General features: G+C 63.2%; 18 protein-coding genes and 4 tRNA genes. 6 read left to right on the top strand and 16 right to left on the bottom strand.

Going from position 1 to position 20,582, the window contains the following annotated elements; all coding sequences use genetic code 11:
- Window positions 1-195: 195 nt before the first annotated feature.
- The 6 genes from AB5Y48_RS13725 to plsY all read right to left on the bottom strand — a co-directional run bounded on the left by AB5Y48_RS13725 (window position 196) and on the right by plsY (window position 2,551).
- Complete coding sequence (locus AB5Y48_RS13725; RefSeq protein WP_368164827.1) at window positions 196-1,371, bottom strand: nucleoside recognition domain-containing protein; 1,176 nt, start codon at window positions 1,369-1,371, stop codon at window positions 196-198.
- Between the two features lie 84 nt (window positions 1,372-1,455).
- A tRNA-Asn gene (locus AB5Y48_RS13720) sits at window positions 1,456-1,531 on the bottom strand.
- A 30-nt stretch (window positions 1,532-1,561) separates the two neighbouring features.
- Window positions 1,562-1,637: transfer RNA gene (locus tag AB5Y48_RS13715), tRNA-Phe, on the bottom strand.
- A gap of 3 nt (window positions 1,638-1,640) precedes the next feature.
- A tRNA-Thr gene (locus AB5Y48_RS13710) sits at window positions 1,641-1,716 on the bottom strand.
- A 51-nt stretch (window positions 1,717-1,767) separates the two neighbouring features.
- A tRNA-Phe gene (locus AB5Y48_RS13705) sits at window positions 1,768-1,843 on the bottom strand.
- 93 nt (window positions 1,844-1,936) lie between these two features.
- A complete protein-coding gene (gene plsY / locus AB5Y48_RS13700) occupies window positions 1,937-2,551 on the bottom strand; it encodes a glycerol-3-phosphate 1-O-acyltransferase PlsY (protein WP_136614582.1) in 615 nt (204 codons plus the stop codon).
- A 151-nt stretch (window positions 2,552-2,702) separates the two neighbouring features.
- Here plsY and folB point away from each other — a divergent pair, with 151 nt between their 5' ends.
- From folB to AB5Y48_RS13685, 3 genes are all read left to right on the top strand, one after another.
- Entirely contained in the window at window positions 2,703-3,074 is a 372-nt protein-coding gene (gene folB, locus AB5Y48_RS13695; RefSeq protein ID WP_050667330.1) for a dihydroneopterin aldolase, read from the top strand.
- The gene (folK, locus tag AB5Y48_RS13690) at window positions 3,074-3,601 is read left to right on the top strand and encodes a 2-amino-4-hydroxy-6-hydroxymethyldihydropteridine diphosphokinase (RefSeq protein WP_368164826.1); all 528 of its coding nucleotides are present in this window, start codon (window positions 3,074-3,076) and stop codon (window positions 3,599-3,601) included. The genes folB and folK overlap by 1 nt, the downstream gene beginning before the upstream one ends.
- A 73-nt stretch (window positions 3,602-3,674) precedes the next feature.
- Complete coding sequence (locus tag AB5Y48_RS13685) at window positions 3,675-5,510, top strand: methyl-accepting chemotaxis protein (protein ID WP_368164825.1); 1,836 nt, start codon at window positions 3,675-3,677, stop codon at window positions 5,508-5,510.
- Here AB5Y48_RS13685 and mdtD read toward each other — a convergent pair.
- The 3 genes from mdtD to AB5Y48_RS13670 are packed head-to-tail and all read right to left on the bottom strand — an operon-like array spanning window position 5,495 to window position 9,398.
- Window positions 5,495-6,856 carry a multidrug transporter subunit MdtD gene (mdtD, locus tag AB5Y48_RS13680; protein WP_224162349.1) on the bottom strand — a complete coding sequence of 454 codons (1,362 nt, stop codon included), beginning with the start codon at window positions 6,854-6,856 and terminating at the stop codon, window positions 5,495-5,497. The genes AB5Y48_RS13685 and mdtD overlap by 16 nt on opposite strands.
- Window positions 6,857-6,870: 14 nt before the next feature.
- Window positions 6,871-7,998, bottom strand: coding sequence for a GTP-binding protein (locus AB5Y48_RS13675; protein WP_368164830.1), 1,128 nt, complete (start codon window positions 7,996-7,998; stop codon window positions 6,871-6,873).
- A complete protein-coding gene (locus AB5Y48_RS13670) occupies window positions 7,995-9,398 on the bottom strand; it encodes a D-arabinono-1,4-lactone oxidase (protein WP_050667326.1) in 1,404 nt (467 codons plus the stop codon). The genes AB5Y48_RS13675 and AB5Y48_RS13670 overlap by 4 nt, the downstream gene beginning before the upstream one ends.
- 232 nt (window positions 9,399-9,630) lie before the next feature.
- On the opposite strand from AB5Y48_RS13670, the gene AB5Y48_RS13665 reads away from it, so the two are divergent.
- Together AB5Y48_RS13665 and AB5Y48_RS13660 are read left to right on the top strand one after the other, a co-directional pair.
- Window positions 9,631-9,969 (top strand): DUF1622 domain-containing protein, encoded by a 339-nt coding sequence (locus AB5Y48_RS13665; RefSeq protein ID WP_368164829.1) that lies wholly within the window; start codon window positions 9,631-9,633, stop codon window positions 9,967-9,969.
- Between the two features lie 260 nt (window positions 9,970-10,229).
- Window positions 10,230-11,213, top strand: a complete 984-nt coding sequence (locus tag AB5Y48_RS13660) for an LLM class flavin-dependent oxidoreductase (RefSeq protein WP_368164823.1) — start codon at window positions 10,230-10,232, stop codon at window positions 11,211-11,213.
- A gap of 22 nt (window positions 11,214-11,235) precedes the next feature.
- On the opposite strand, the gene AB5Y48_RS13655 is transcribed toward AB5Y48_RS13660, so the two are convergent.
- The 4 genes from AB5Y48_RS13655 to AB5Y48_RS13640 all read right to left on the bottom strand — a co-directional run bounded on the left by AB5Y48_RS13655 (window position 11,236) and on the right by AB5Y48_RS13640 (window position 17,137).
- A complete protein-coding gene (locus tag AB5Y48_RS13655) occupies window positions 11,236-12,729 on the bottom strand; it encodes a diguanylate cyclase (protein ID WP_368164821.1) in 1,494 nt (497 codons plus the stop codon).
- Window positions 12,730-12,892: 163 nt separating this feature from the next.
- Entirely contained in the window at window positions 12,893-13,651 is a 759-nt protein-coding gene (locus tag AB5Y48_RS13650) for a phosphoadenylyl-sulfate reductase (RefSeq protein WP_197273680.1), read from the bottom strand.
- Window positions 13,652-13,661: 10 nt separating this feature from the next.
- On the bottom strand, window positions 13,662-15,374 hold the full coding sequence (cysI, locus tag AB5Y48_RS13645; protein WP_368164819.1) for an assimilatory sulfite reductase (NADPH) hemoprotein subunit: 1,713 nt from the start codon (window positions 15,372-15,374) through the stop codon (window positions 13,662-13,664).
- Window positions 15,374-17,137, bottom strand: a complete 1,764-nt coding sequence (locus tag AB5Y48_RS13640; protein ID WP_368164818.1) for an assimilatory sulfite reductase (NADPH) flavoprotein subunit — start codon at window positions 17,135-17,137, stop codon at window positions 15,374-15,376. Before AB5Y48_RS13640 ends, cysI begins: the two co-directional genes overlap by 1 nt.
- 176 nt (window positions 17,138-17,313) lie before the next feature.
- Here AB5Y48_RS13640 and AB5Y48_RS13635 point away from each other — a divergent pair, with 176 nt between their 5' ends.
- Entirely contained in the window at window positions 17,314-17,907 is a 594-nt protein-coding gene (locus tag AB5Y48_RS13635; RefSeq protein ID WP_368164816.1) for an HAD family hydrolase, read from the top strand.
- Here the strand turns inward: AB5Y48_RS13635 and AB5Y48_RS13630 are convergent.
- The 3 genes from AB5Y48_RS13630 to astD all read right to left on the bottom strand — a co-directional run bounded on the left by AB5Y48_RS13630 (window position 17,894) and on the right by astD (window position 20,571).
- Window positions 17,894-18,148 (bottom strand): hypothetical protein, encoded by a 255-nt coding sequence (locus tag AB5Y48_RS13630; RefSeq protein WP_050667317.1) that lies wholly within the window; start codon window positions 18,146-18,148, stop codon window positions 17,894-17,896. The genes AB5Y48_RS13635 and AB5Y48_RS13630 overlap by 14 nt on opposite strands.
- Before the next feature lie 101 nt (window positions 18,149-18,249).
- Complete coding sequence (locus tag AB5Y48_RS13625) at window positions 18,250-19,047, bottom strand: DUF1338 domain-containing protein (protein WP_368164814.1); 798 nt, start codon at window positions 19,045-19,047, stop codon at window positions 18,250-18,252.
- Window positions 19,048-19,107: 60 nt separating this feature from the next.
- A complete protein-coding gene (gene astD / locus AB5Y48_RS13620; RefSeq protein ID WP_050667315.1) occupies window positions 19,108-20,571 on the bottom strand; it encodes a succinylglutamate-semialdehyde dehydrogenase in 1,464 nt (487 codons plus the stop codon).
- Window positions 20,572-20,582: the final 11 nt, after the last annotated feature.

Genomic DNA, 20,582 nt, shown 5'->3' with positions numbered 1-20,582 from the left:
GATGCGCATAAAAAATCCGAAACCAATCAATAGGTTTCGGATTTTCACACATCAGAAGGATCGGTCAATGGATCCTTAACTGATCGGCATTAGGCGCCATGCCCGGTTTTTTATTACCCGCACCCGACAGGGGCAACGAGATGTCAAAGAGGCGCCGCGGCGCCTCTTCTTATTTCTTCTCTCTTGCTACCCGGCTCACCCCAGCAGAGCGAACAGCTGGTGCGCCGCGACGCCGGCGCAGAGCCCGCCAACCGTGTGGGCGACGATGGCCCGGGAGGTGAGGTGGCGATAGCCGAGGGCGTCGAGCATGGCGGTGTGGGTGCTCAGAAAGCCGCTCCAGCACATCCCCATGGCGGTGAAGACGGCGATCTCGTTGCCACCGATCCAACCCTTGGCGATAAAGGGCGGCACCAGGGACATGGCTGCCCCCACGGCGCCGAGGGAGGTCACCGGGAAGGCAACCAGCTCGGGCTGGGTGAAGCCGAACAGCAGCTCGAACAGCCAACCAATCTTGGCCGCCAGCACCGGCAGCAGGGCGACCCCCTGGAAGGCCTCGCCGGTGTAGCCCTTGTCACCCGGGCCGAAGGTGAGCAGCATGACGAAGGTGCTGATGATGAGCACCCCGGGGATCACTGCCATTCCCAGCTCGACCCCGGACTTGCCCCCGTCGAGCAGGGAGTTGAGCACCCGCAGCCAGGTCGGCGCCTGCTCATGGGAGAGACCCGGTTTGGGGCCCTGGGAGAGAGCCCCATCGTCCACCGGCGTCTCCCCCACCAGGGGGCGGATCATCTTCTGCATCAGCCGGGTCGACACGACCGAGCCAATCAGGGCGCCGAGCAGGCCGATCATGGCCGCCTTGACGGTGGAGCCACCGCCCCCCAGTTGCAGGGTGGCCATGAAGGTGACCACGATAAGCCCCATGCCGAAGGCGGTACCGAAGTTGGTCAGCGACACCAGCTGCCAGGGGGTGAAGCCCTTGCGAAAACGGCTGTCCCTGGCGAGGCTGATGACCGCCGGATTGTCGGAGAAGAAGGTCATCAGGGCCGCCAGCGCGGTGCGACCGGGCAAGCGGAACACCGGCTTCATCAGGGGGGCCAGCAGCACCTCGAGCAGACGGATCACGCCAAACTCGCTGAGCAGTTGGCTGAGCGCCCCCGAGAGAACCGTGATCCCCATGATAAAGAGCACCGTATTGAGCAGCAGTTGGTGCGCCGTGTTAAACAGGGTGTTGACCATGGCGGAGAGGCCCATCTGGCTGCCCAGATAACCAAACAGGCTGCCCAGTATGGTCAGCACCAGTACCGGCTCGAGCCAGCGGCGCAGTGAAGAGTGGCGAATCTCCCTGGATTCGGTGACGGCTTGATTATCCATGTCGGTCCTGTCTCTGAACGGTTCTTGTTTTCGTCGAATGGTGGAATGAAAAAAGCCCCTGTCTTGCGACAGGGGCTTCTTATGTGGCTCCTCCGACTGGACTCGAACCAGTGACATACGGATTAACAGTCCGCCGTTCTACCGACTGAACTACGGAGGAACAAACTTTTTACAGCCAAGGCTGTGAAGGTGGTGCCCAGAGACGGAATCGAACCGCCGACACGGGGATTTTCAATCCCCTGCTCTACCGACTGAGCTATCTGGGCAAATGGTGCCGGCTACCGGAATCGAACTGGTGACCTACTGATTACAAGTCAGTTGCTCTACCTACTGAGCTAAGCCGGCACACGTTAAACCATTGTGCATGAACAAATTTTTATTTCATGGCACCAAAATTGGTGCCCAGAGACGGAATCGAACCGCCGACACGGGGATTTTCAATCCCCTGCTCTACCGACTGAGCTATCTGGGCGTGGCCGCTATTAAACGGATTTTGGTTCGGCGGGTCAACGGGAAATTTCAGTTTTCGTCTCGTTCGTCTCTTTTTTATCCACTGGCCCCGATTTTAATCAGTTGTGTCCTTGCCGGGCGAGCCGCGTCGCCACACCCTGGGCTCCTCGCCCCGCATCAGTCGCACCACGTTCTCGTGGTGGCGGATCAGGATAAGGCAGGAGAGCAGAGAGACGGGCAGGGTGTACTCGGGCTTGAGCAAATAGGTGAACACAGGGGTGAGCAGCACGGTGACAATCGAGGCCAGCGATGAGTAGCCGCTGACGAGCAGCACCAGCAACCAGGTGCCGATCACCAGCCCCCCCATGGTGAAGCCGATGGGCAGCATGGTCCCAAGCGCCGTCGCCACCCCCTTGCCGCCGCGAAAGCGAAAGAACACCGGGTACATGTGGCCGAGGCAGGCGGCGACGCCGATAAAGCCGAGAAAGACGGGCTTGATATCGAGGAACCAGGCCAGATAGACGGGGATCAGCCCCTTGAGGATGTCGAGCACCAGCACGGCGGCGGCGGCGCCGCGCCCGCCGAGACGCAACACATTGGTGGCGCCGGGATTGTGCGAGCCATAGTCGCGGGGATCGGGCAGGCCACAGGAGCGGGAGATCAGCACGGCGCTGGAGAGAGAGCCTCCCAGATACGCCAGAACAATCATCAAAAACGTCAGGGCCGTCATCTTGGTCGTTCTTACCTTGCGGTGAATGGAGTAGAATGCGGGCTCCCTGTGGCGCACGGTTCATCCCTGTGTGCCTTGCGGCAGAAGGTCTGCCGCTGCCAGCATCCTGATGCTTGCAACAACAGCTCAAGAGTAAAGAAGAAGTAGTGCTATGGACAAGGTGTTTATTCGCGGTCTGGAGGTTTTGTCTACCATTGGCGTCTACCAGTGGGAGAAGGGGATCCGCCGCAAGCTGATCGTGGATCTCGAGATGGGATTCAACAACCGGCCGGCTGCTGCCGGCGACGACATTCACCAGGCGCTGGACTACGCCAACCTGAGCGAGCGCATCACCCGACACATGAGCACCACAGTGGTCGAACTGGTGGAAACCATGGCCGAGCAGGTCGCCACCCTGGTGTTGACCGATAACCGGGTGCAGTGGGTCCGTGTCACCCTCACCAAGCCCGGCGCCGTCCCCAACGCGGCCGGTGTCGGGGTCGAGATCCTGCGCCATCAACAACCCGGACCGAGTGAACAGTAATGGCGCGCATCTATATCAGCCTAGGCTCCAACATCGAGAGGGAGCAGCACATCCGCGCCGGGCTCGATGCCCTGCACCGACTCTATGGCTCGCTGCAGGTCTCCCGGGTCTTCGAGAGCGAGGCGGTCGGCTTTGCCGGCAGCCCCTTCTATAACCTGGTGGTGGGTGCCGATACGGATCACTCCCTCTCCTCGGTCACCCGGGAGCTGCGCGAGCTGGAGTTTGCCCACGGTCGCCCTGCCGATGCCAAGAAGTTTGCGCCGCGCACCCTGGACCTCGACCTGCTGCTCTATGACGATCTGATCTGTGACCAGCCGGTCAGCCTGCCCCGTGCCGAGATAGTGACCAATGCCTTCGTGCTCTGGCCGCTTGCCGAGCTCGCCCCCGAGCGTCGTCACCCGCTCACCCAGGCTCGCTATGGCGATCTTTGGGCTGCCTATGACAAACAGAGTCAGCGTCTGCAGCCGGTCCACTTCGACTGGAACCCGCCCTCGCCAAAAGTGAGAAAAGAATCACTAACATATTGATAATAAAGATTTTATTAAAGTAATTTCTGAGCAGGTCGATAGGGATAGACACCCCCCTTGCTGTGAGTCAGTCATGAGCGTCAAACAGAAATTACTTTGGTCCGCCCTCCTCATCACCCTGATCCAGCTTCTGCTGGTGGGTGGATTGTCCTACTTCTCCGAACGCAGTGAGCGTCTCGCCACCGCCCAGCGACTGACCCAGCAACTGGATACCCAGCGCACCCAACTGGCCCTCGATGAGAAGCTCTACCTGCTGCGCAAAGATCCGGCTCTGGTACAGGAATTTAATCGCGACCTCCAGCTGGCCCACGAGACCATGAAGCAGCTGGGTGAGACATTGCCAGCCGAGCTGGCAGACCATCTGACCACTCTGGGTCAGGGGCTCGACGCATATCGGGGAGAGTTCCAGAAGCTCCAGCAGCAGCAGGAGAAGATTGGGCTCACCCCCGAGAGCGGCCTCTATGGCCAGCTCAGAGCCGCAACCCATAGCCTGGAGGCCGCCCTCAAGGAGCGCGACGAGCCCCGGTTACAGGTGATGCTGCTGCAACTGCGCCGGGATGAGAAAGACTTCATGCTGCGCCGGGATATGCGCTATCTGGCCAAGCTGGAGGAGAATGCCGCCCCGCTGGCCGAGGCCCTGGCCGCCTCTCCCGAGCAGGCCGCCCTGCTCCAGCGCTATCGCCAGCACTTTGGAGACCTGGTGGTGGCCGAGCAGCAGTTGGGGCTGACCGGCAAGGAGGGGCTGCGTGCCAGCCTGACTGATAAAGAGCGCCAGATGGCGGGCTACAGCGCCACCCTGCTCGAGGAGCTCACCCGCTATGCCGAGGTCCAGCACGATCGCCAACTCTGGATGATGATCCTGCTCTGCGCCGCCGGCATTCTCACGGCGCTGTTGCTCAATCTGGGCATAGGCCGCAGCATCATGGGAGGCATAGATCAGCTGGCCGGCGTGATGCGCCGGGTGACCCAGAGCAGCGATCTGACCCTGCGTGCCCGTCTCACCGGCCGGGATGAGCTGGCCGCCATGGGTCACGACTTCGATACCATGCTCGATCACTTCCATGCCCTCATCGAACAGGTGAAGGGCACAGTGGGTCACCTGGAATCCCAGACCCGTCTGCTGAGCCAGCAAGCCGAGCAGGCTCAGCATGCCCTGCTCAAGCAGCTTGAGGAGAGCGATCTGGTCGCCAGTGCCGCCACCGAGATGGAATCCACCATCGCCAACATCGCCGACAACACAGAGACCGCCGCCGCCAGCGCCCGTGACACTCACAGCGCCGCCGAGCAGGGGCGTGACAGCGTCCAGCAGACCCGCCAGACCATACGCCAACTCTCGGAGCGGCTCGCCGGCACCAGCCAGGAGGGAGAGGCCCTCGCCAGCGAGAGCCAGACCATCAGCAGCGTGCTGGACGTGATCCGCGCCATCGCCGAGCAGACCAATCTGCTGGCCCTCAACGCCGCCATCGAAGCCGCCCGCGCCGGGGATCAGGGACGGGGCTTTGCGGTGGTCGCCGACGAGGTTCGCAGCCTCGCCATGCGTACCCAGCAGAGCACCACAGAGATCGCCACCATCATAGGCAGCCTGCAATCACGTACCGCCAGCATGGTGGCCCAGATAGGCGAGTGCCGTGAGAATGGTGAGCAGAGCGTGACCGCCGCCAACCTGGCCGGCGAGCAGCTGGGCCTGATCACCGAGCGGATGGAGGCGGTACTCGATATGAACACCCAGATCGCCACCGCGGTCGAGGAGCAGAGCTCGGTGGCCAGCGAGATCAACCGCAATGCGGTGATGATCCGCGACATCGCCAACCAGGTGCGCGGACAGGCCGAGGAGTCCCTGGCGGCGACCCTGCAGGTCGAAGAGCAGGCCGGTAAGCTGGCCCGCGCCATCGATCAGTTCCGGGTGTGATCCAGCTGGTAGAAGATGAGGGCTGCCAACATCGACATGGCACCGACACAGAGATAGGTGACATGGAAGGTGGGCAGCCACTCGGTCTGCCCACCGTGGAAGAGGTTGAGCAGGCTGGCGGCCACCGCGATACCCATGCTCATGGCCAGCTGCATCACCACCGACAGCAGGCTGTTGCCACCGCTCGCCTGCTCGGGCCCGAGATCCTTGAGCGTCAGGGTGTTCATGGCCGAAAACTGCAGGGAGTTGAGGGCGCCAAAGATCCCCATCCATCCCACCAGGGCCCAGTATGGCCACCGGTTGTCGATGAGGGAGAAGGCCCCCATCATCACCCCGAGCAGCAGGGTATTGCCGATGAGGATGCGGCGATAGCCGAGCCGGGGAATGAGGCGATTGACCAGCGTCTTGGTGAGCATGGCCCCGAGCACGGTCGGGATCATGGTCAACCCCGCCTTGCTCGGCGAAAAGCCCAGCCCCAGCTGCAGAAACAGCGGGGTGAGAAACGGCATGGCGCCGCTGCCGAGGCGCGCAAACAGGTTGCCCAGGATGCCGATGGCGAAGGTGGGTGTGGCAAAGAGGGAGAGGGCGAACAGGGGGCGCTCGGCCCGGGCCGCATAGAGCCAGTAACCGGCCATGGCCGCCAGGCCAGCGAGCAGCATCAGCAGCGAGATCCCGAGGGAGAAGCTGCGCTCCCCCATCCCCTGCAGGCCGAGAGAGGCGAGCACCAGTCCCAGACTGAAGAGGATAAACCCCTGCCAGTCGAAGCGACGGGTCTCCTGACGCAGATCCGGCATGAAGCGCCAGCACACCAGCAGCCCCAGGACCCCCACCGGCAGATTAATGAAAAACACCCAGTGCCAACTCGCCACCTCCACCAGCCAGCCACCGAGGGCCGGTCCGATCAGGGGCCCCACCAGGCCGGGAATGGTGACAAACGACATGGCCCGCAGCAGCTCACTGCCCTGAAAGACCCGCAGCACCGCCAGGCGCCCCACCGGCACCAGCAGGGCGCCACCGATCCCCTGTAACACACGCGCCGCCACCAGGGCGGGCAAGGTGGGAGAGAGGGCGCAGGCGAGCGACCCCAGGGTGAAGAGGGCGATGGCCCAGAGATAAACGGTACGGGTACCGAAGCGGTCGGCCAGCCAGCCGGAGGCCGGGATCAAGAGGGCGACCGTTAGCACATAGGCGATCACCACAGTCTGCATCTGCAGAGGGCTCTCGCCAAGCGCCCTGGCCATGGTGGGCAGGGCCGTGTTGAGAATGGTGGCGTCCAGTGCCTGCATGAAAAAACCGAAGGCCGCCAATCCTGGCAATACCTTGCGTTCAAACGCACTGACGGACATGGACGCCCTCCTCTTTATGCGATATCACCACCCAGCATGGCGCGCAGCCGCTCCTCCAGGCTCGGCTCGGGAGCACTCAGGGTCTGCTCGAACAGGGCCTGGATCTCGGCCCGATCGGCGCTGCGCACGATAAACACCAGTCGGGACTGGGCCTTGCCCTCCGGCCAATCACCCAGCGTCTGCAGGGGGTAGAGCTGGCCGTGTACCCCGTGGATCACCACAGGTTGGCTCTCCCCTTCCAGTTGCAAGATCCCCTTCAGCCTTAGCAGAGCATCCCCAAACCGGGCCTGAACCGCATCGATGGCGGCCAGCAAGCGACTCGCCTTGAGGGGCTCACCGATACGCAGGGAGAAGCTCTCCACATCCGTGTGTTCGAAGTGGGAGGGGGCACTGGCCCCCACCTGAGCGACCAGCGGTGCGAGTCGGGGGCGCATGGGAGAGGCCAGCCCCTGACGCGGCGCCTCGGTCCGCAGCCAGGCCAGCAACTGACGCACATCGCGCCCGGCCTCGGCGTTGTAGGCCCCCAGCCTCTCCAGCACAGCCGGGGAGAGCTCGCCGTGACTGATCCGCTCGATGGGGGCGGCCGGGTTGAGGGCGCCCAGACGCGCCTCGACCTCGTCCAGGGTTGCCTCGTCGGCCAGATCCCCCTTGCTCACCACCAGCAGATCGGCCAGGGCCACCTGCTTGACCGCCTCATACTGGCTCACCAACTGCTGGCCGATATGGCCCGCATCGACCACGGTGACGGTGCCGTCGAAGCGATAGCGCTGGGCGATAAAGCCCTCTTCGCGCAGGGTAAAGAGCACCGGCGCCGGATCGGCCAACCCGGTCGTCTCTATGATGAGGCGCTTGAACGGCTTGATCTGTTTTTGCACCGCCTTCATGAAGAGCCCCTGCAAGGCCTCCACCAGGGAGCCCTGCACCGAGCAGCAGATACAGCCGGAGTCGAGCAGTACGACCTGCTCGTCAATCTGCTGCACCAGATGGTGGTCGAGCCCGACCGAGCCAAATTCGTTGATAAGCACGGCGCACTCGCCGAGCTCAGGCTGCTTCACCCAGTGGTTGAGCAAGGTGGTCTTGCCGCTGCCGAGGAAGCCGGTGAGCAGAGTGACGGGGATCCGCGGATCGTTGACGTCGGTCAGCATGAAGAGGTCTCCGGTTCAAACAGGTTGCGCAGCCAGGGGTTGAGCAGACGGCCACTCGGGTCCAGCTCCCGGCGCAGGGCCTGGAAGTCGTGCCAGCGCGGCAGGCGGGTCGGGAAATCATAGAGGGAGGGGACCAGATGCTTGCCGAAATGGGGCAAGCCACCCAGAGGAGCAAGCAGACGCTGCAGCTCGTGCATCTGATCCAGGGATCCCCCGACGAAGGTGCCGTCTGCCGCCAGATAAACCAGGAAACCAATCCAGCACACCTCACGCCCGTAGGCGGGACTGAGCCAGGCATCCGAGGCGCCGCAACAGCGCAGGATGAAGGGGTAATGGAGCACCCCCGGGTTGGCCTGCTGCCACTGGCTGAGCAGGGTCATGGCCTCCTGCATACGGGACAGAGGGACGGCAATCTCGCAGTTGATCTGGGGGGCCGGGATCCCCTTGCAGAGGATCTGATAGACGTTGCCCACCAGGTCGGTGGCATCCTTGAAGCGGCGCACCGTCTCGAAGTGCTCGCCGGCCTGCTGCAGATCCTTGGTGTCCCGGGCCATCTTGCCGAGGGTCTGCTCTATGGTGGCATTCATGCGCGAGTCGGGTGTATCCCCGAGAGGCAGCACCTCGCAACCTCCGGCCCGGTAGCGGGCCTCCTCCTCCTCCGAGGCCGGATCGACCAGCCAGAGATGGCTCTCCCCGGTCCAGGCAAACCACCAACTCTTGACGAAGCCGTGCTCACGATTGACCCGCTCGTTGTGTTCAAACAACCAGTCGTAATCGGTGGTGAACTTGGTGCAGCGCATGATGCGGTTGGGTACGGTGCGAAGGCGCACCTCGAGCAGGATGCCGAGGCAACCGAGCCCCATCACGAAGGCACCGAAGCGGGGGTCATCCCGCTCAATGCGGACTATCTCTCCGCTCGCCAGCAGCACCCGCAGGGCGAGCACCGCCTCGCACAGGGACGATTGCCCGAGCCCCTGGCCGTGCGTGCCTGTGCTGAGCGCCCCGCCCAGGGTCTGAATGCCGATCACCCCGGGAGAGGCGGGCAACATGCGCTCCATGGCGATGAGATCGGCGTAGAGGGTATCGACCGGCGTGCCGGCCCGATAGGTGACACTCTCCTCATCCATCACCACCCTTCCCTGCAGGTGGCAGAGATCCACCAGCAGGGCATGGGGGTCGTGAAAGACGCTGTGGATAGGCTCATAGGATAGGCTGGAGCCGATCAGGCGGATGGCACGAGTCGGCTCATCGCGCAGGCGCTGCTGCAACTCGGTCTCGCTGCGGGGGCGGTAAATCTGCCAGGTCCGGGCCAGTGGATTGGTGCCGGACCAGTTGAGCAGCACCTGCTCCTCGTCGAGTGCACCGACTGTGTGAAACGCCTGGAACTGAACCGTCATCCCCTCTCCTCACCGGTTTGAAAAAGCGGCGATGATTCTACCGGAAATGGCGCAGACAGGCATGGAAAACAACGCCCTACACTTGGTGTTGGCTTGACCAAGAGGAGCGTTTTCATATTCCATGACTTTCACTTGGCCTTTTTGAATCAATATGTTAATCACATTAGACACATGTTCATGAGGAGCCATTCCGGTGACACTCTGGTTTGAACTTGCACAGTGGAAATCGGCGATGCTGCACGGCGTGGAGCTGGTCCAGTTCGCCCTCGAACTCATCTCGGTGGCCTGTGTGGTCATCGGCCTTGGCAAAACCCTGCTGCTGGCCCTGCGCCAGCGGGACCATGAACCCGGCTTCCCGCGCATCCGTCTCTGCTTTGGCAGCTGGCTCATTCTGGCGCTGGAGTTCCAGCTCGCCGCCGACATCCTGGCCACCACCATAGCCCCGAGCCAGGAGGAGCTGATCCGTCTGGCGGTGATCGCGGTGATCCGCACCTTCCTCAACTACTTCCTCGGCAAGGAGCTCAAGGAGCAGCGCGAGCAACAGCAGCCCCCGGACAAGCGCTGCCCATGAGGCACTTGCGGTGCAACCGCCCATCGCACTCGATGGGGGGCCCCGCGACGACGCTCGGTGGCGATCGAAAGAGCGCGACGGGTGTTGCCCCGGGATAACAGGGTCAGGGGGGCTGAAGAGAGCCTCCCCGCCAGGAGCCTTGGGCCCCCGATGAGGCCTTAGACCGATAGGTCACCTCGCAGAGTTAACAGTTTGACGGCGGGAGACCTGTGCTAGAGTGGTCGCTTTGTTGCCAATAGAATCCGTCAATGGAGCATGACATGCGCATTCCCTACTCCCTGCTCGACCTGGTGCCCGTACCGGAAGGCTCGAGCCCGGCCGAATCATTCCGCCATTCGCTGGATCTCGCCCGCCACGCCGAAGCGCTCGGTTACACCCGCTACTGGGTGGCCGAGCACCACAACATGCCGGGGATCGCCAGCGCCGCCACCTCGGTGCTGCTGTGCCACCTCGGCAATGGCACCTCGCGCATTCGCCTCGGGGCCGGCGGCATCATGCTGCCCAACCACGCTCCCCTGATGGTGGCCGAACAGTTTGGCACCCTGGCCTCGTTGTTCGGGGATCGCATCGATCTCGGCCTCGGTCGCGCCCCCGGCACCGACCAGACCACCATGCGGGCCCTGCGTCGCCACAAGGAGCAGAGCATCGACGACTTCCCGGCCGAGGTGGCCGAGTTGATGGCCTACTTCGGCGACGAGGCGGGGGCGGTCCGTGCTGTGCCGGGACGCGGCCTCGAGGTGCCGGTCTGGTTGCTCGGCTCCAGCCTCTACGGTGCCCAGCTCGCCGCCGCCATGGGACTGCCGTTTGGTTTCGCCTCCCACTTCGCGCCGGCCATGCTGCTGCAGGCCCTCGAACTCTACCGCAGCCAGTACAGACCCTCGGCTCGTTGGCCGAAACCCCATGCCCTGGTGTGCGTAAACCTGGTCGCCGCCGACGATTCGGCCACGGCCCGGCGCCTCTTCACCACTGTGCAGCAGCAGTTCTTGCGACTGCACCGGGGAGATGCGGGTGAGCTGCCCCACCCGGTGGCGGATCTCGATGGCTGGCCTCCCCACGAGCTGCTCGCCATGGAGCGCACCCTGGCCCGCTCCCTGGTCGGCGATCCGGACGAGATCTACCACGGCGTGCGCGCCCTGCTGGCCGAGACAGGTGCCGATGAGCTGATGTTCAACGGCCCCATCACGGATCACGACGCCCGCAAGCGCTCCTTCGCCATCGGCGCCGAGGTGATGAAAGCCCTGTAACACAAGAGGGGCCTTCGGCCCCTCACTCCCGACACCAGCGATCTCGCCCCGTCTCCTTGCTGCGATAAAGCGCCGCATCGGCCCGCTCAAACCAGTCCGGTGCCCCTCCCGACGCCACCCCCATACTGAGGGTGACCCGGATCCCCTCTCGCCAGCGCTGACGATGGATCCTTCGCCCGAGCCTGTCGAGCGCCTCTCCCAGCTCCTGCTCTCCCCAGGGAGTGAGCACGGCAAACTCATCCCCGCCGATGCGATAGCAGCCCGCAGGCCCAAACACGTTGACCAGACACTCGGCCACCCGGCAGAGCACCCCGTCCCCGACACTGTGCCCACAGTGGTCATTGATCCGCTTGAACCTGTCCACATCGATCAACACCAGGGCATAAGTCTCCTGTGTCCCCACACTCTCCATCGCTTCGTCGAAGGAGCGACGGTTACCGATCCCGGTCAGAGGATCGCTTAGCAGGGCCCGTTGCTGGGATCGGTAGTGATCCTCGATGACCGCCAACTCCTTCAGATTCGCCTCGACAAACCAGGGAGCCTGGGATGCCCCCTCCTCCTCCTGCTCTCCCCGTACCAGCGTGTTGAGACGCCCCTGCAGCAGATCCAGCTCCCGGTGGAAGATGCGCAGCAGGGAGCGTATTCCCATCCAAACCACCAGCATCATGGCGCCCAGCGGTAACATCAGCAGGGAGAGCTCATGGGTCAGGGCTCGCCAGAAGCGAACCGCGGGCACATAGAGGCCAAGCTCCCAACCTACATAGGGAACATCGTGCAGCAGTAGTGCCCCCTGCCGCAGCCCCTTCAGGGCCGCCTGCTCCTCTTCCTCTGTGGCGGGCACCTGTCGCAACAACTGCGGGTTTACCTCGGCAAGCATCTCACCACTGTGTGGATGACGCAGAAAGAGTGTCGCATCCAGGGGACCCAGCACTCTCTCCAGCGCTTCCTGCAGGAAGTGAAGGTTGAGATCCACCATCATGAGTCCAAGCAGGGAGCCATCCTCTGCGTGGATCTTCTTCCCCAGAGTCAATACCCGGATACCGGATCCATATTCCCGATAGGGACCGACCCATTGGGGCTGGTCGCTCTCCATCAAGGCGAACCAGGGGCGAAGATGGGGGGTAAAACTCGAACCCGGTGAGGGTGAGAAGGAGGGGTAGCTGTCGATACGCTCGCTGCGGACGTGATAGAAGTAGATGTAGTGGGACTCGGCCATCTTGATTCGGTGGGCGATGGACCAGATGGGGGAGTAAGCCGACTCTCCCCTTGCTATCGCCTCCCTGTCCAGGGCGGCGTCGAGCACATCAAGCTGCGCCCGACTCTGCATCACCCGCTCCCTGAGGTAGCTGGTCTCCAGGGTGTGGAGCATCTGGCGGTATCCCTCCAGCCGCAGGTTCACCAGATCCTGATAGTTGAGCGCCGCCATCACCAGGCTCATCACCACTATGACGCCTCCCAGCAACAGAGCGAGCTTGGTCAGCAGGTAGTCGATGGGCCGTTTGACGACATCGTGCATGGAGTCTTCCTTGAAAGGATCCAATTCAGATCCTAATGGGTCAACACCATCCGCTTATTGATTCATATCATTTCGGATGCGATCCAGGGCCAATCTCAACCAGCCACATATGAAGCCCAACAAAGAAGGGGCCGACAGGCCCCTTCTTCATCGATGTGAAGACTCAGATCCCCGAGCCGTCCTGCTCCTTGCCCTCTTCGTGCAGTCCACACTCGCGCTTGAGGCCGAAGAAGCGGGTCTGCTCCTCGCTCATGCCCGGCTCCCACCTGGCGGTGGTGTGCACGTCGCCCACCGAGAGATAACCTTGCTCCCACAGAGGGTGGTAGGGCAGGTCAAACTCCTTGAGGTAGTAGTGCACGTCCTTGTTGCTCCAGTCGATGACCGGCAGGAATTTGAAGCGGCCACGCTGGATAGCCAGCACCGGCAACCCCTGGCGGCTGCCGGACTGCTCCCGGCGCAGGCCCGAGAACCAGGTGCGGGCGCCGAGCTCCTGCTGGGCACGCTCCATCGGCTCGACCTTGTTGAGCTGGTTGTAACGGGTGATTCCCTCCACCCCCTGCTCCCACAGCTTGCCAAAGCGCGCCTCCTGCCAGGCGGGGGTGAGCGCCGCCTGGTAGACCTTCAGGTTGAGCCCGAGCCGCTCGGTCAGCTCGTCGATGAAGCGGTAGGTCTCGGGGAAGAGATAACCGGTATCGGTGAGCACCACAGGGATGTCGGGTCGCTCCCGGCTCACCAGATGCAGCATCAGGGCCGCCTGGATGCCGAAGCTCGACGACAGGATATGGGTACCCGGCAGGTGAGCCAGGGCCCAGCGCACCCGCTCGGGGGCGCTCATCTGCTCCAGCTCCCGGTTGTGGGGCGCCAGGGCATCAATCTGCTGATCCCGGGTCAGGGTGAGCAGGTGGTCGAGATCGAGTGTCATTGTGCTCTCCTCAGGCGGCGTAGAAGTCCACGGCCGAGTTGACGACGGGGGCAGTGATCCCGGCGCGAATGACGAAATCACCGAAGCACTCGCCTCCGTTACGCTCGGTGGCCCAGCGGCCTATCAGGGCGTCCAGCTCGGCCAGGATCTGCGCCTCTGTGATGTTCTCCCGGTACAGGCGCGGGATGCGCGTCCCCTCGAGATTTCCCCCCAGATGCAGGTTGTAGCGCCCCGGCGCCTTGCCCACCAGCCCCACCTCCGCCAGCATGGCGCGGCCGCAGCCGTTGGGGCAGCCGGTGACCCGGAAGATGATGGCGTCATCGGCGAGACCGTGTTTGGCCAGCAGCCCTTCGATGTCGGTGACAAAGGCCGGCAGCATGCGTTCGGCCTCGGCCATCGCCAGCGGGCAGGTGGGCAGGGCGACGCACGCCATGGACTGCTTGCGCTGCTCGCTCACGCCGTCATCGAGCAGGCCGTACTGGCGCGCCAGCGCCTCGATACGCACCTTCTCGCCGGCGGGCACGCCCGCGATGATGAGATTCTGGTTGGCGGTGAGGCGAAAATCCCCCCGGTGTACCTTGGCGATCTCGCGCATGCCGGTCTTGAGGGGCTTGCCCGGAAAGTCGAGCAGGCGGCCGTTCTCGATGAACAGGGTCAGGTGGTGCTTGCCGTCGATCCCCTCGACCCAGCCGAAGCGATCGCCGCGACTGGTGAATGCATAGGGGCGTACCTCGCCAAACGCGATGCCGGCACGGCTCTCCACCTCGGCCTTGAAGGCCTCGACCCCCACCCGTTCAAGCGTGTACTTGGTCTTGGCGTTCTTGCGGTTGACCCGGTTGCCCCAGTCACGCTGGGTGCTGACCACGGCGGCCGCCACCTCCAGCACATGGGAGAGCGGCACGAAGCCAAAATCGCTCGCCTTGCGCGGGTAGGTGCTGGTGTCGCCATGGGTCATGGCCAGCCCCCCGCCCACCAGCACGTTGAAGCCCACCAGCTTGCCACCTTCGGCAATCGCCACGAAGTTGAGATCGTTGGCGTGGATGTCCACGTCGTTGTGGGGCGGGATCACCACGGTCGTCTTGAACTTGCGCGGCAGGTAGTTGGAGCCCAAGATCGGCTCCTCATCGCCCCCCAGTTTCTCGCCGTCCAGCCAGATCTCCACGTAGGCACGGGTCTTGGGCAGCAGGTGCTCGGAAATTTTCTTGGCCCACTCATAGGCCTCCCGGTGCAGCTCGGACTCCACCGGGTTGCTGGTGCAGAGCACGTTGCGGTTCACGTCGCCGGCGGTGGCGATGGAGTCGATGCCGGTGCTATTGAGGGTCTGGTGCATCAGTTTGATGTCGCGCTTGAGCACCCCGTGGAACTGGAAGGTCTGGCGGGTGGTCAGGCGGATGCTGCCGTACAGGCTGTGCTCTTCGGCGAACTGGTCGATCACCAGCCACTGGGCCGGGGTGATGATGCCGCCCGGCAGGCGGGCGCGCAGCATGACGTTGTGCAGCGGCTCGAGTTTTTGGGCGGCGCGCTCGGGGCGGATGTCACGGTCGTCCTGCTGATACATGCCGTGAAAGCGGATCAGCTGGAAGTTGTCGCCGTTGAAGCCACCGGTAAGCGGGTCCTGCAGATCCTGCTCTATGGTGCCGCGCAGAAAGTGGCTCTCGCGCTTGAGGCGCTCGTTGTCGGAGAGCGGTCCTTCCACCGGACCGGGAACGATTTGCTTGCTCATCAGTAGACATCCCTTTGATAACGTTTGGCACGACGCAGTTCGCTCAAATACTCTTCTGCTTCCTCACGGCTCTTGCGACCGTGTTCGGCAATCACCTCCAGCAGGGCCTCTTGCACGTCTTTCGCCATGCGATTGGCATCGCCGCACACGTAGAGGTGGGCCCCCTGCTCCAGCCAGGCATAGAGCTCGCGCCCTTCCTGGCGCAGGCGATCCTGCACATAAATCTTCTCGCCCTGATCCCGGCTGAAGGCCAGGGAGATCTTCGACAGCAGGCCGGATTTCACATAGCGCTGCCACTCCACCTGATAGAGGAAGTCCTGGGTAAAATGCGGGTTGCCGAAGAAGAGCCAGTTCTTGCCCTCTGCCTCTTGCGCTTCCCGCTCCTGCATAAAGGCACGGAACGGGGCGATGCCGGTGCCAGGGCCCACCATGATGACGGGGGTATCCGGATTCGTCGGCAGGCGGAAGTTGTCGTTGTGCTCAACAAACACCCGCACCTCGGCCCCCTCTTCCAACCGGTCGGCCAGGTAGGAGGAGGCGGCGCCGCTGCGCACCACGCCGTCTTCCTGCGGGTAGCGCACTACCCCGACGGTCAGGTGCACCTCTTCCTCCACCTCGCTCTGGGCGGAGGCGATGGAGTAGAGACGCGGGGTGAGCGGGCGCAGCAGGCCGATCAGCTGTTCGGCAGAGAGCGCGGTCGGGAAGCGCTTGAGCACATCCACCACCTGGGCAGAGGAGACCAGAGCGTTAAGCTGGCTCTTGTCGCCGGCCAGATCGCGCAGGGCCGCGTTGTCCGAGATCTCGGCAAGGCCGGTGATAAAGCCGCCGTGCAGCCGGGTCAGTTCGAAATGACGGGTCAGTGTACTGCGCAGGTCACCGTGGGCGGTCTCCTCATCGCCGGTCAGAGCGGCCAGGGACAAGACTTCACCAACCAGTTCGGGGGCGTTGTCGAACCAGATCCCGAGGGCATCCCCCGGCTGGTAGCGGATACCGGATGCATCCAGGCTGATCTCGATATGGCGGATGTCCTTGGTGGAGTCGCGACCGGTGATCTTCTGGTTGACCGAGAGCCGCGCCGGGAAGGGGTGCTCCTTGCTGTAGGGGCTCTGCCCGACCGCCTGGGCGACGGCCGAGCTGACGCTGGTGCCTGTGCTCAGGGTCGCGGCGAGGGCAGTGATCGCCTGCTCACCCCAGCTGGCGGCGGCCACCTGGTAATCCACATCGAGCAGGGCGCTCTCGACCACGCGCTCGGCGCCGGCCTGGGTGAGGAAGGTCTCGAAATCCTTGCCGGTTTGGCAGAAGAACTCGTAGGAGCTGTCCCCCAGCCCCAGCACGGCAAACTTGAGGCCATCGAGCTTGCCAAGCTTGCCTTTCTTAAGCTGCTCATGCAGATCCACCGCGCTCTCGGGCGGCTCGCCCTCACCGTAGGTGCTCACCACCACCAGCAGGTGGCTCTCTTTCTTGAGCTGTTTGGGTTTGTAATCGGCCATGGAGACCAGGGTCACGGGGATCCCCTTCCCTTCGGCCAGCTTGCGTACGCCGTCGGCGGCACCCTTGGCATTGCCGGTCTGGGAGCCGTAGAGGATGGTCAGGGAGCCGGAGGCGGCGACGCTGACGGAAGCGGCCGGCGCCACGCCACCCTGGGAGAGACCGTAGAGATAACCGCTGACCCAGGCCAGCTGCTGGACGTTGAGACCGGATAGAACCTGGGAGAGCTGCTGCTGTTGCTCATCCGACAGGGGAGAGAGGCCCTTCAATGACATAGCTCGAATCTTCCATGAGGAGGTTTGCATCGAGCCTAACGGGGGGAGTGAATAACAACAAAGAATAAAAAAGTATTCTTTATTCCCAATAGCCACATCTCTCATGGCCGCGCGCCTCGGCATCGGAGGGCGATCTCTGCTAGTCTGGCCATCCTTCAACTCTTCGAGGTAGGCCCATGTTTGAGCAATACGACGCCCTGATTTTCGATCTCGATGGCACCCTGGTGAACTCCATGTCCCTGCATCTGGACGCCTGGGCACAGACCGCCGCCGAGTTTGGCCTGCCCTTCGATCGCGCCCGCATCCACGGCATGGGAGGTATACCGACCCGCAAGATAGTGGCCCTGCTGGCAAACGAGCATGGACTTCATATCGATGTGGAGGCCTTCACCCGGCGCAAGGTCGCCCTCTATCTGGCCAACATCGACAAGGTGCAGGTCTATCCCCCCATGTGGGAGCTGGTCAGGAGCCAATTTGGCAAGCGACCCATGGGCATAGGCACCGGCTCACCGCGCCGCCATGTAGAGCAGATCCTGCGCCAAACCGGCCTGGATGCCTATATCGAGACCATAGTGAGCGCCGATGACGTGGAGAACCACAAACCCCATCCCGACACCTTTCTCAAGGTCGCCGGGCAACTGGGGGTCGAGCCGACCCGCTGCCTGGTGTTTGAAGATACCGAGATTGGGGTGCAGGCGGGGCGTGCCGCCGGCATGGATACCCTGCTGGTCGCCGACGGAGCTATCCTCGAGGCGATCAACGCAGCGTGAGCAGAGGCTCCAGGGCCTCGGTGGGAATGCTGTAGCTCCCAAATGCCTTGAGCTCACCGTGCAGGTGACCCCGTTCCCGCAACCGGGCGATGCCCTGCTCGGGCGCTTCGGCCAGCAGGGGCTCTCCCAGAGGGACAAACCCCTGAGCGAGCAGTTGGACGAGCGACTCTCCATAACCGTCGCTTTCCATCTCCAGCCAAGTGAGGGTTTCGCCCTCGCGCAGAAAGAGGTATGCCGGCATAAGCTGTTCTCAGTTGAGGATGATTTCTCACTCTAGCCGAAACCGGGAAAGGAGATCCACGGTCGCGTCAGAAAAAGAAGAGGGGCCAAGCGGCCCCTCTCTTACATGGCGTTGGTCGACTCGAAGATCTTGTCGGCCGAGGCTTCGACGAAGCCCGGGTAGAGGATGCCGTCGGCCTGCGGGTAACGCAGGGCGAACTCGTAAAAGCAGCTTGGAATGGTCTTCACACCGTCGGTAAAGGCCACATCGGCCTTGTCGGCCATGGTGGAGGATTGCTCCAGCATCACGTGCGGATCGCCCTTCACCTCGCCACCGACCGCGTTGAGCACGAAGCCCGCACGCTTCAGGGCCGCGTTGACCGCCTCTATGGTGTCAAAGTCACGCAGGCGGTTGATGCTGACGGTGAAATGGTTGGCACGATAGCCCCAAGCGGCCATCCAGGCGGCATACTCGCTCTCGGCCAGCAGAGTCTGGTAGTCGGCATGGGAGACACGCCACGGGGAGCCGGCGTAGAGGAAGGCAGGGGCATCGGTCAGATGCTCGGGCACCTGCTCCACCAGAGCATGAACGATCGCCTGGGCCGGGGCCGAGAGCTCCTCCACCTTCAGCTCGCTGATAAATACCTTGGGGGCATCCGGATCGCTGTGCTCGAAGTGCTTGGCCTTGAGCTTCTTGGCCTTGAACTCGTACTGCCCCTTCTCCTCATAGCCCAGGGCCAGGAAGTGGGCGGCCAGTTTCTCGAGCCCCACCTTGGGCAGGTTGAAGGTCCGGAAGGCGACATGATCGTTGACGATAGACTCGCCGCCGGCGAGCAGCTCGTGCACCTTGTGGGCACTCGGGGTGACCTTGATGTAGTTGTCCCACAGATGACCGAACAGGGTCTCGATATCCTTTTGCATCTCTCTCTTTCCTTTGCTTGCGGGGTACAAACCGGGGCGCCTGCCTGGACGCCCCTTGTTTTAGAAACGAAGGCCTGGTGACAGCTGATCCGGCATGGTCGCCTTGCCATCCTCAACCGAGGCGACCGGATAGGCGCAGTAGTCGGCCGCATAGTAGGCGCTGGCACGGTGGTTGCCCGAGGCGCCGATGCCACCAAAAGGGGCGGCACTGGAGGCGCCGGTGATGGGCTTGTTCCAGTTGACAATGCCGGCGCGGATACGCTTGAAGAAGTGCTGCCAGTCCGCCTCACTGTCCCCCAGCAAACCGGCCGAGAGGCCGTAGCGGGTGGCGTTCCCTTGATCGATGGCGGCGTCGAAATCGTCATAACGAATAACCTGCAGCAGCGGGCCGAAGTACTCCTCGTCCGGCAGCGCGGCGACGCCGGTGACGTCTATGATGCCGGGGGAGACGAAGCCGGTGCCCGGCTCCAGATGCTTGAGCTCGAGCAGGGGCTCGGCACCCAGGCTCTTGAGGTGGCTCTGGGCTGCAACCATGCCCAGTGCCGCCCTCTCGCTTATCATGGCGCCCATGAAGGGTTGCTCAACATCGTCATAGTGACCGACACGGATACGACTCACCACATCGCGCAGACGCGCCAGCAAGGCATCGCCCGCGGCACCGCGCTGGATAAAGAGACGGCGAGAGCAGGTACAGCGCTGGCCGGAGGTGACAAAGGCGGACTGCACGATGGCATGCACGGCACCGTCCATATCGCTCACGTCCTTGACGATGAGCGGGTTGTTGCCACCCATCTCCAGGGCCAGGATCTTGCCCGGTTGCCCGGCATACTGCTGGTGCAGCAGGTGCCCGGTGCGCGACGAACCGGTGAAGAAGAGGCCATCGATATCGACGTGACCCGCCAGGGCCTTGCCGGTTTCGACCTCCCCCTGCACCAGATTGATGACGCCGGCCGGCAGACCGGCCTCCAGCCAGATCTTCAGGGTTGCCTCGGCCACCAGGGGGGTCAGCTCGGAGGGCTTGAAGACCACCGTATTACCGGCGATGAGGGCCGGTACTATGTGGCCGTTGGGCAGGTGCCCCGGGAAGTTATAGGGACCGAACACGGCCACCACACCGTGGGGCTTGTGGCGCACGAACGCCTTGGCGCCCGGCATGGGGTTCTCGACGGTGCCGGTGCGCTCCTCATGGGCGCGGATCGAAATAGCAATCTTGCCCTGCATGGCGACCACCTCGGTGCGGGTCTCCCACAGGGGTTTGCCGGTCTCCCGGGCTATGGTCAGGGCCAGGGACTCCTTATGCTCGCCGAGCAGCTCGGCAAAGCGGGTCACGATGGCCAGACGCGCCTCGAGGGAGCTATCCCCCCACTGGTAGAAGGCGGCGCGAGCGGCCTTGACGGCAGCATCCACCTGGGTGGGGCTGGCGGCCTGGCCACGCCAGACCACCTGATTCTTGGCCGGATCGACCGAGACGAATTCTGTTCCTTCACCGGCCAGCCACTGGCCATTAATCAGCTGTACATTCATTCCATTGTCTC

It is taken from the genome of Aeromonas sp. R6-2 (assembly GCF_040908155.1).
In the GTDB taxonomy this organism is placed as follows: Bacteria; Pseudomonadota; Gammaproteobacteria; order Enterobacterales; family Aeromonadaceae; genus Aeromonas; species Aeromonas schubertii.
This window is presented reverse-complemented; position numbering and strand designations above follow the sequence as displayed.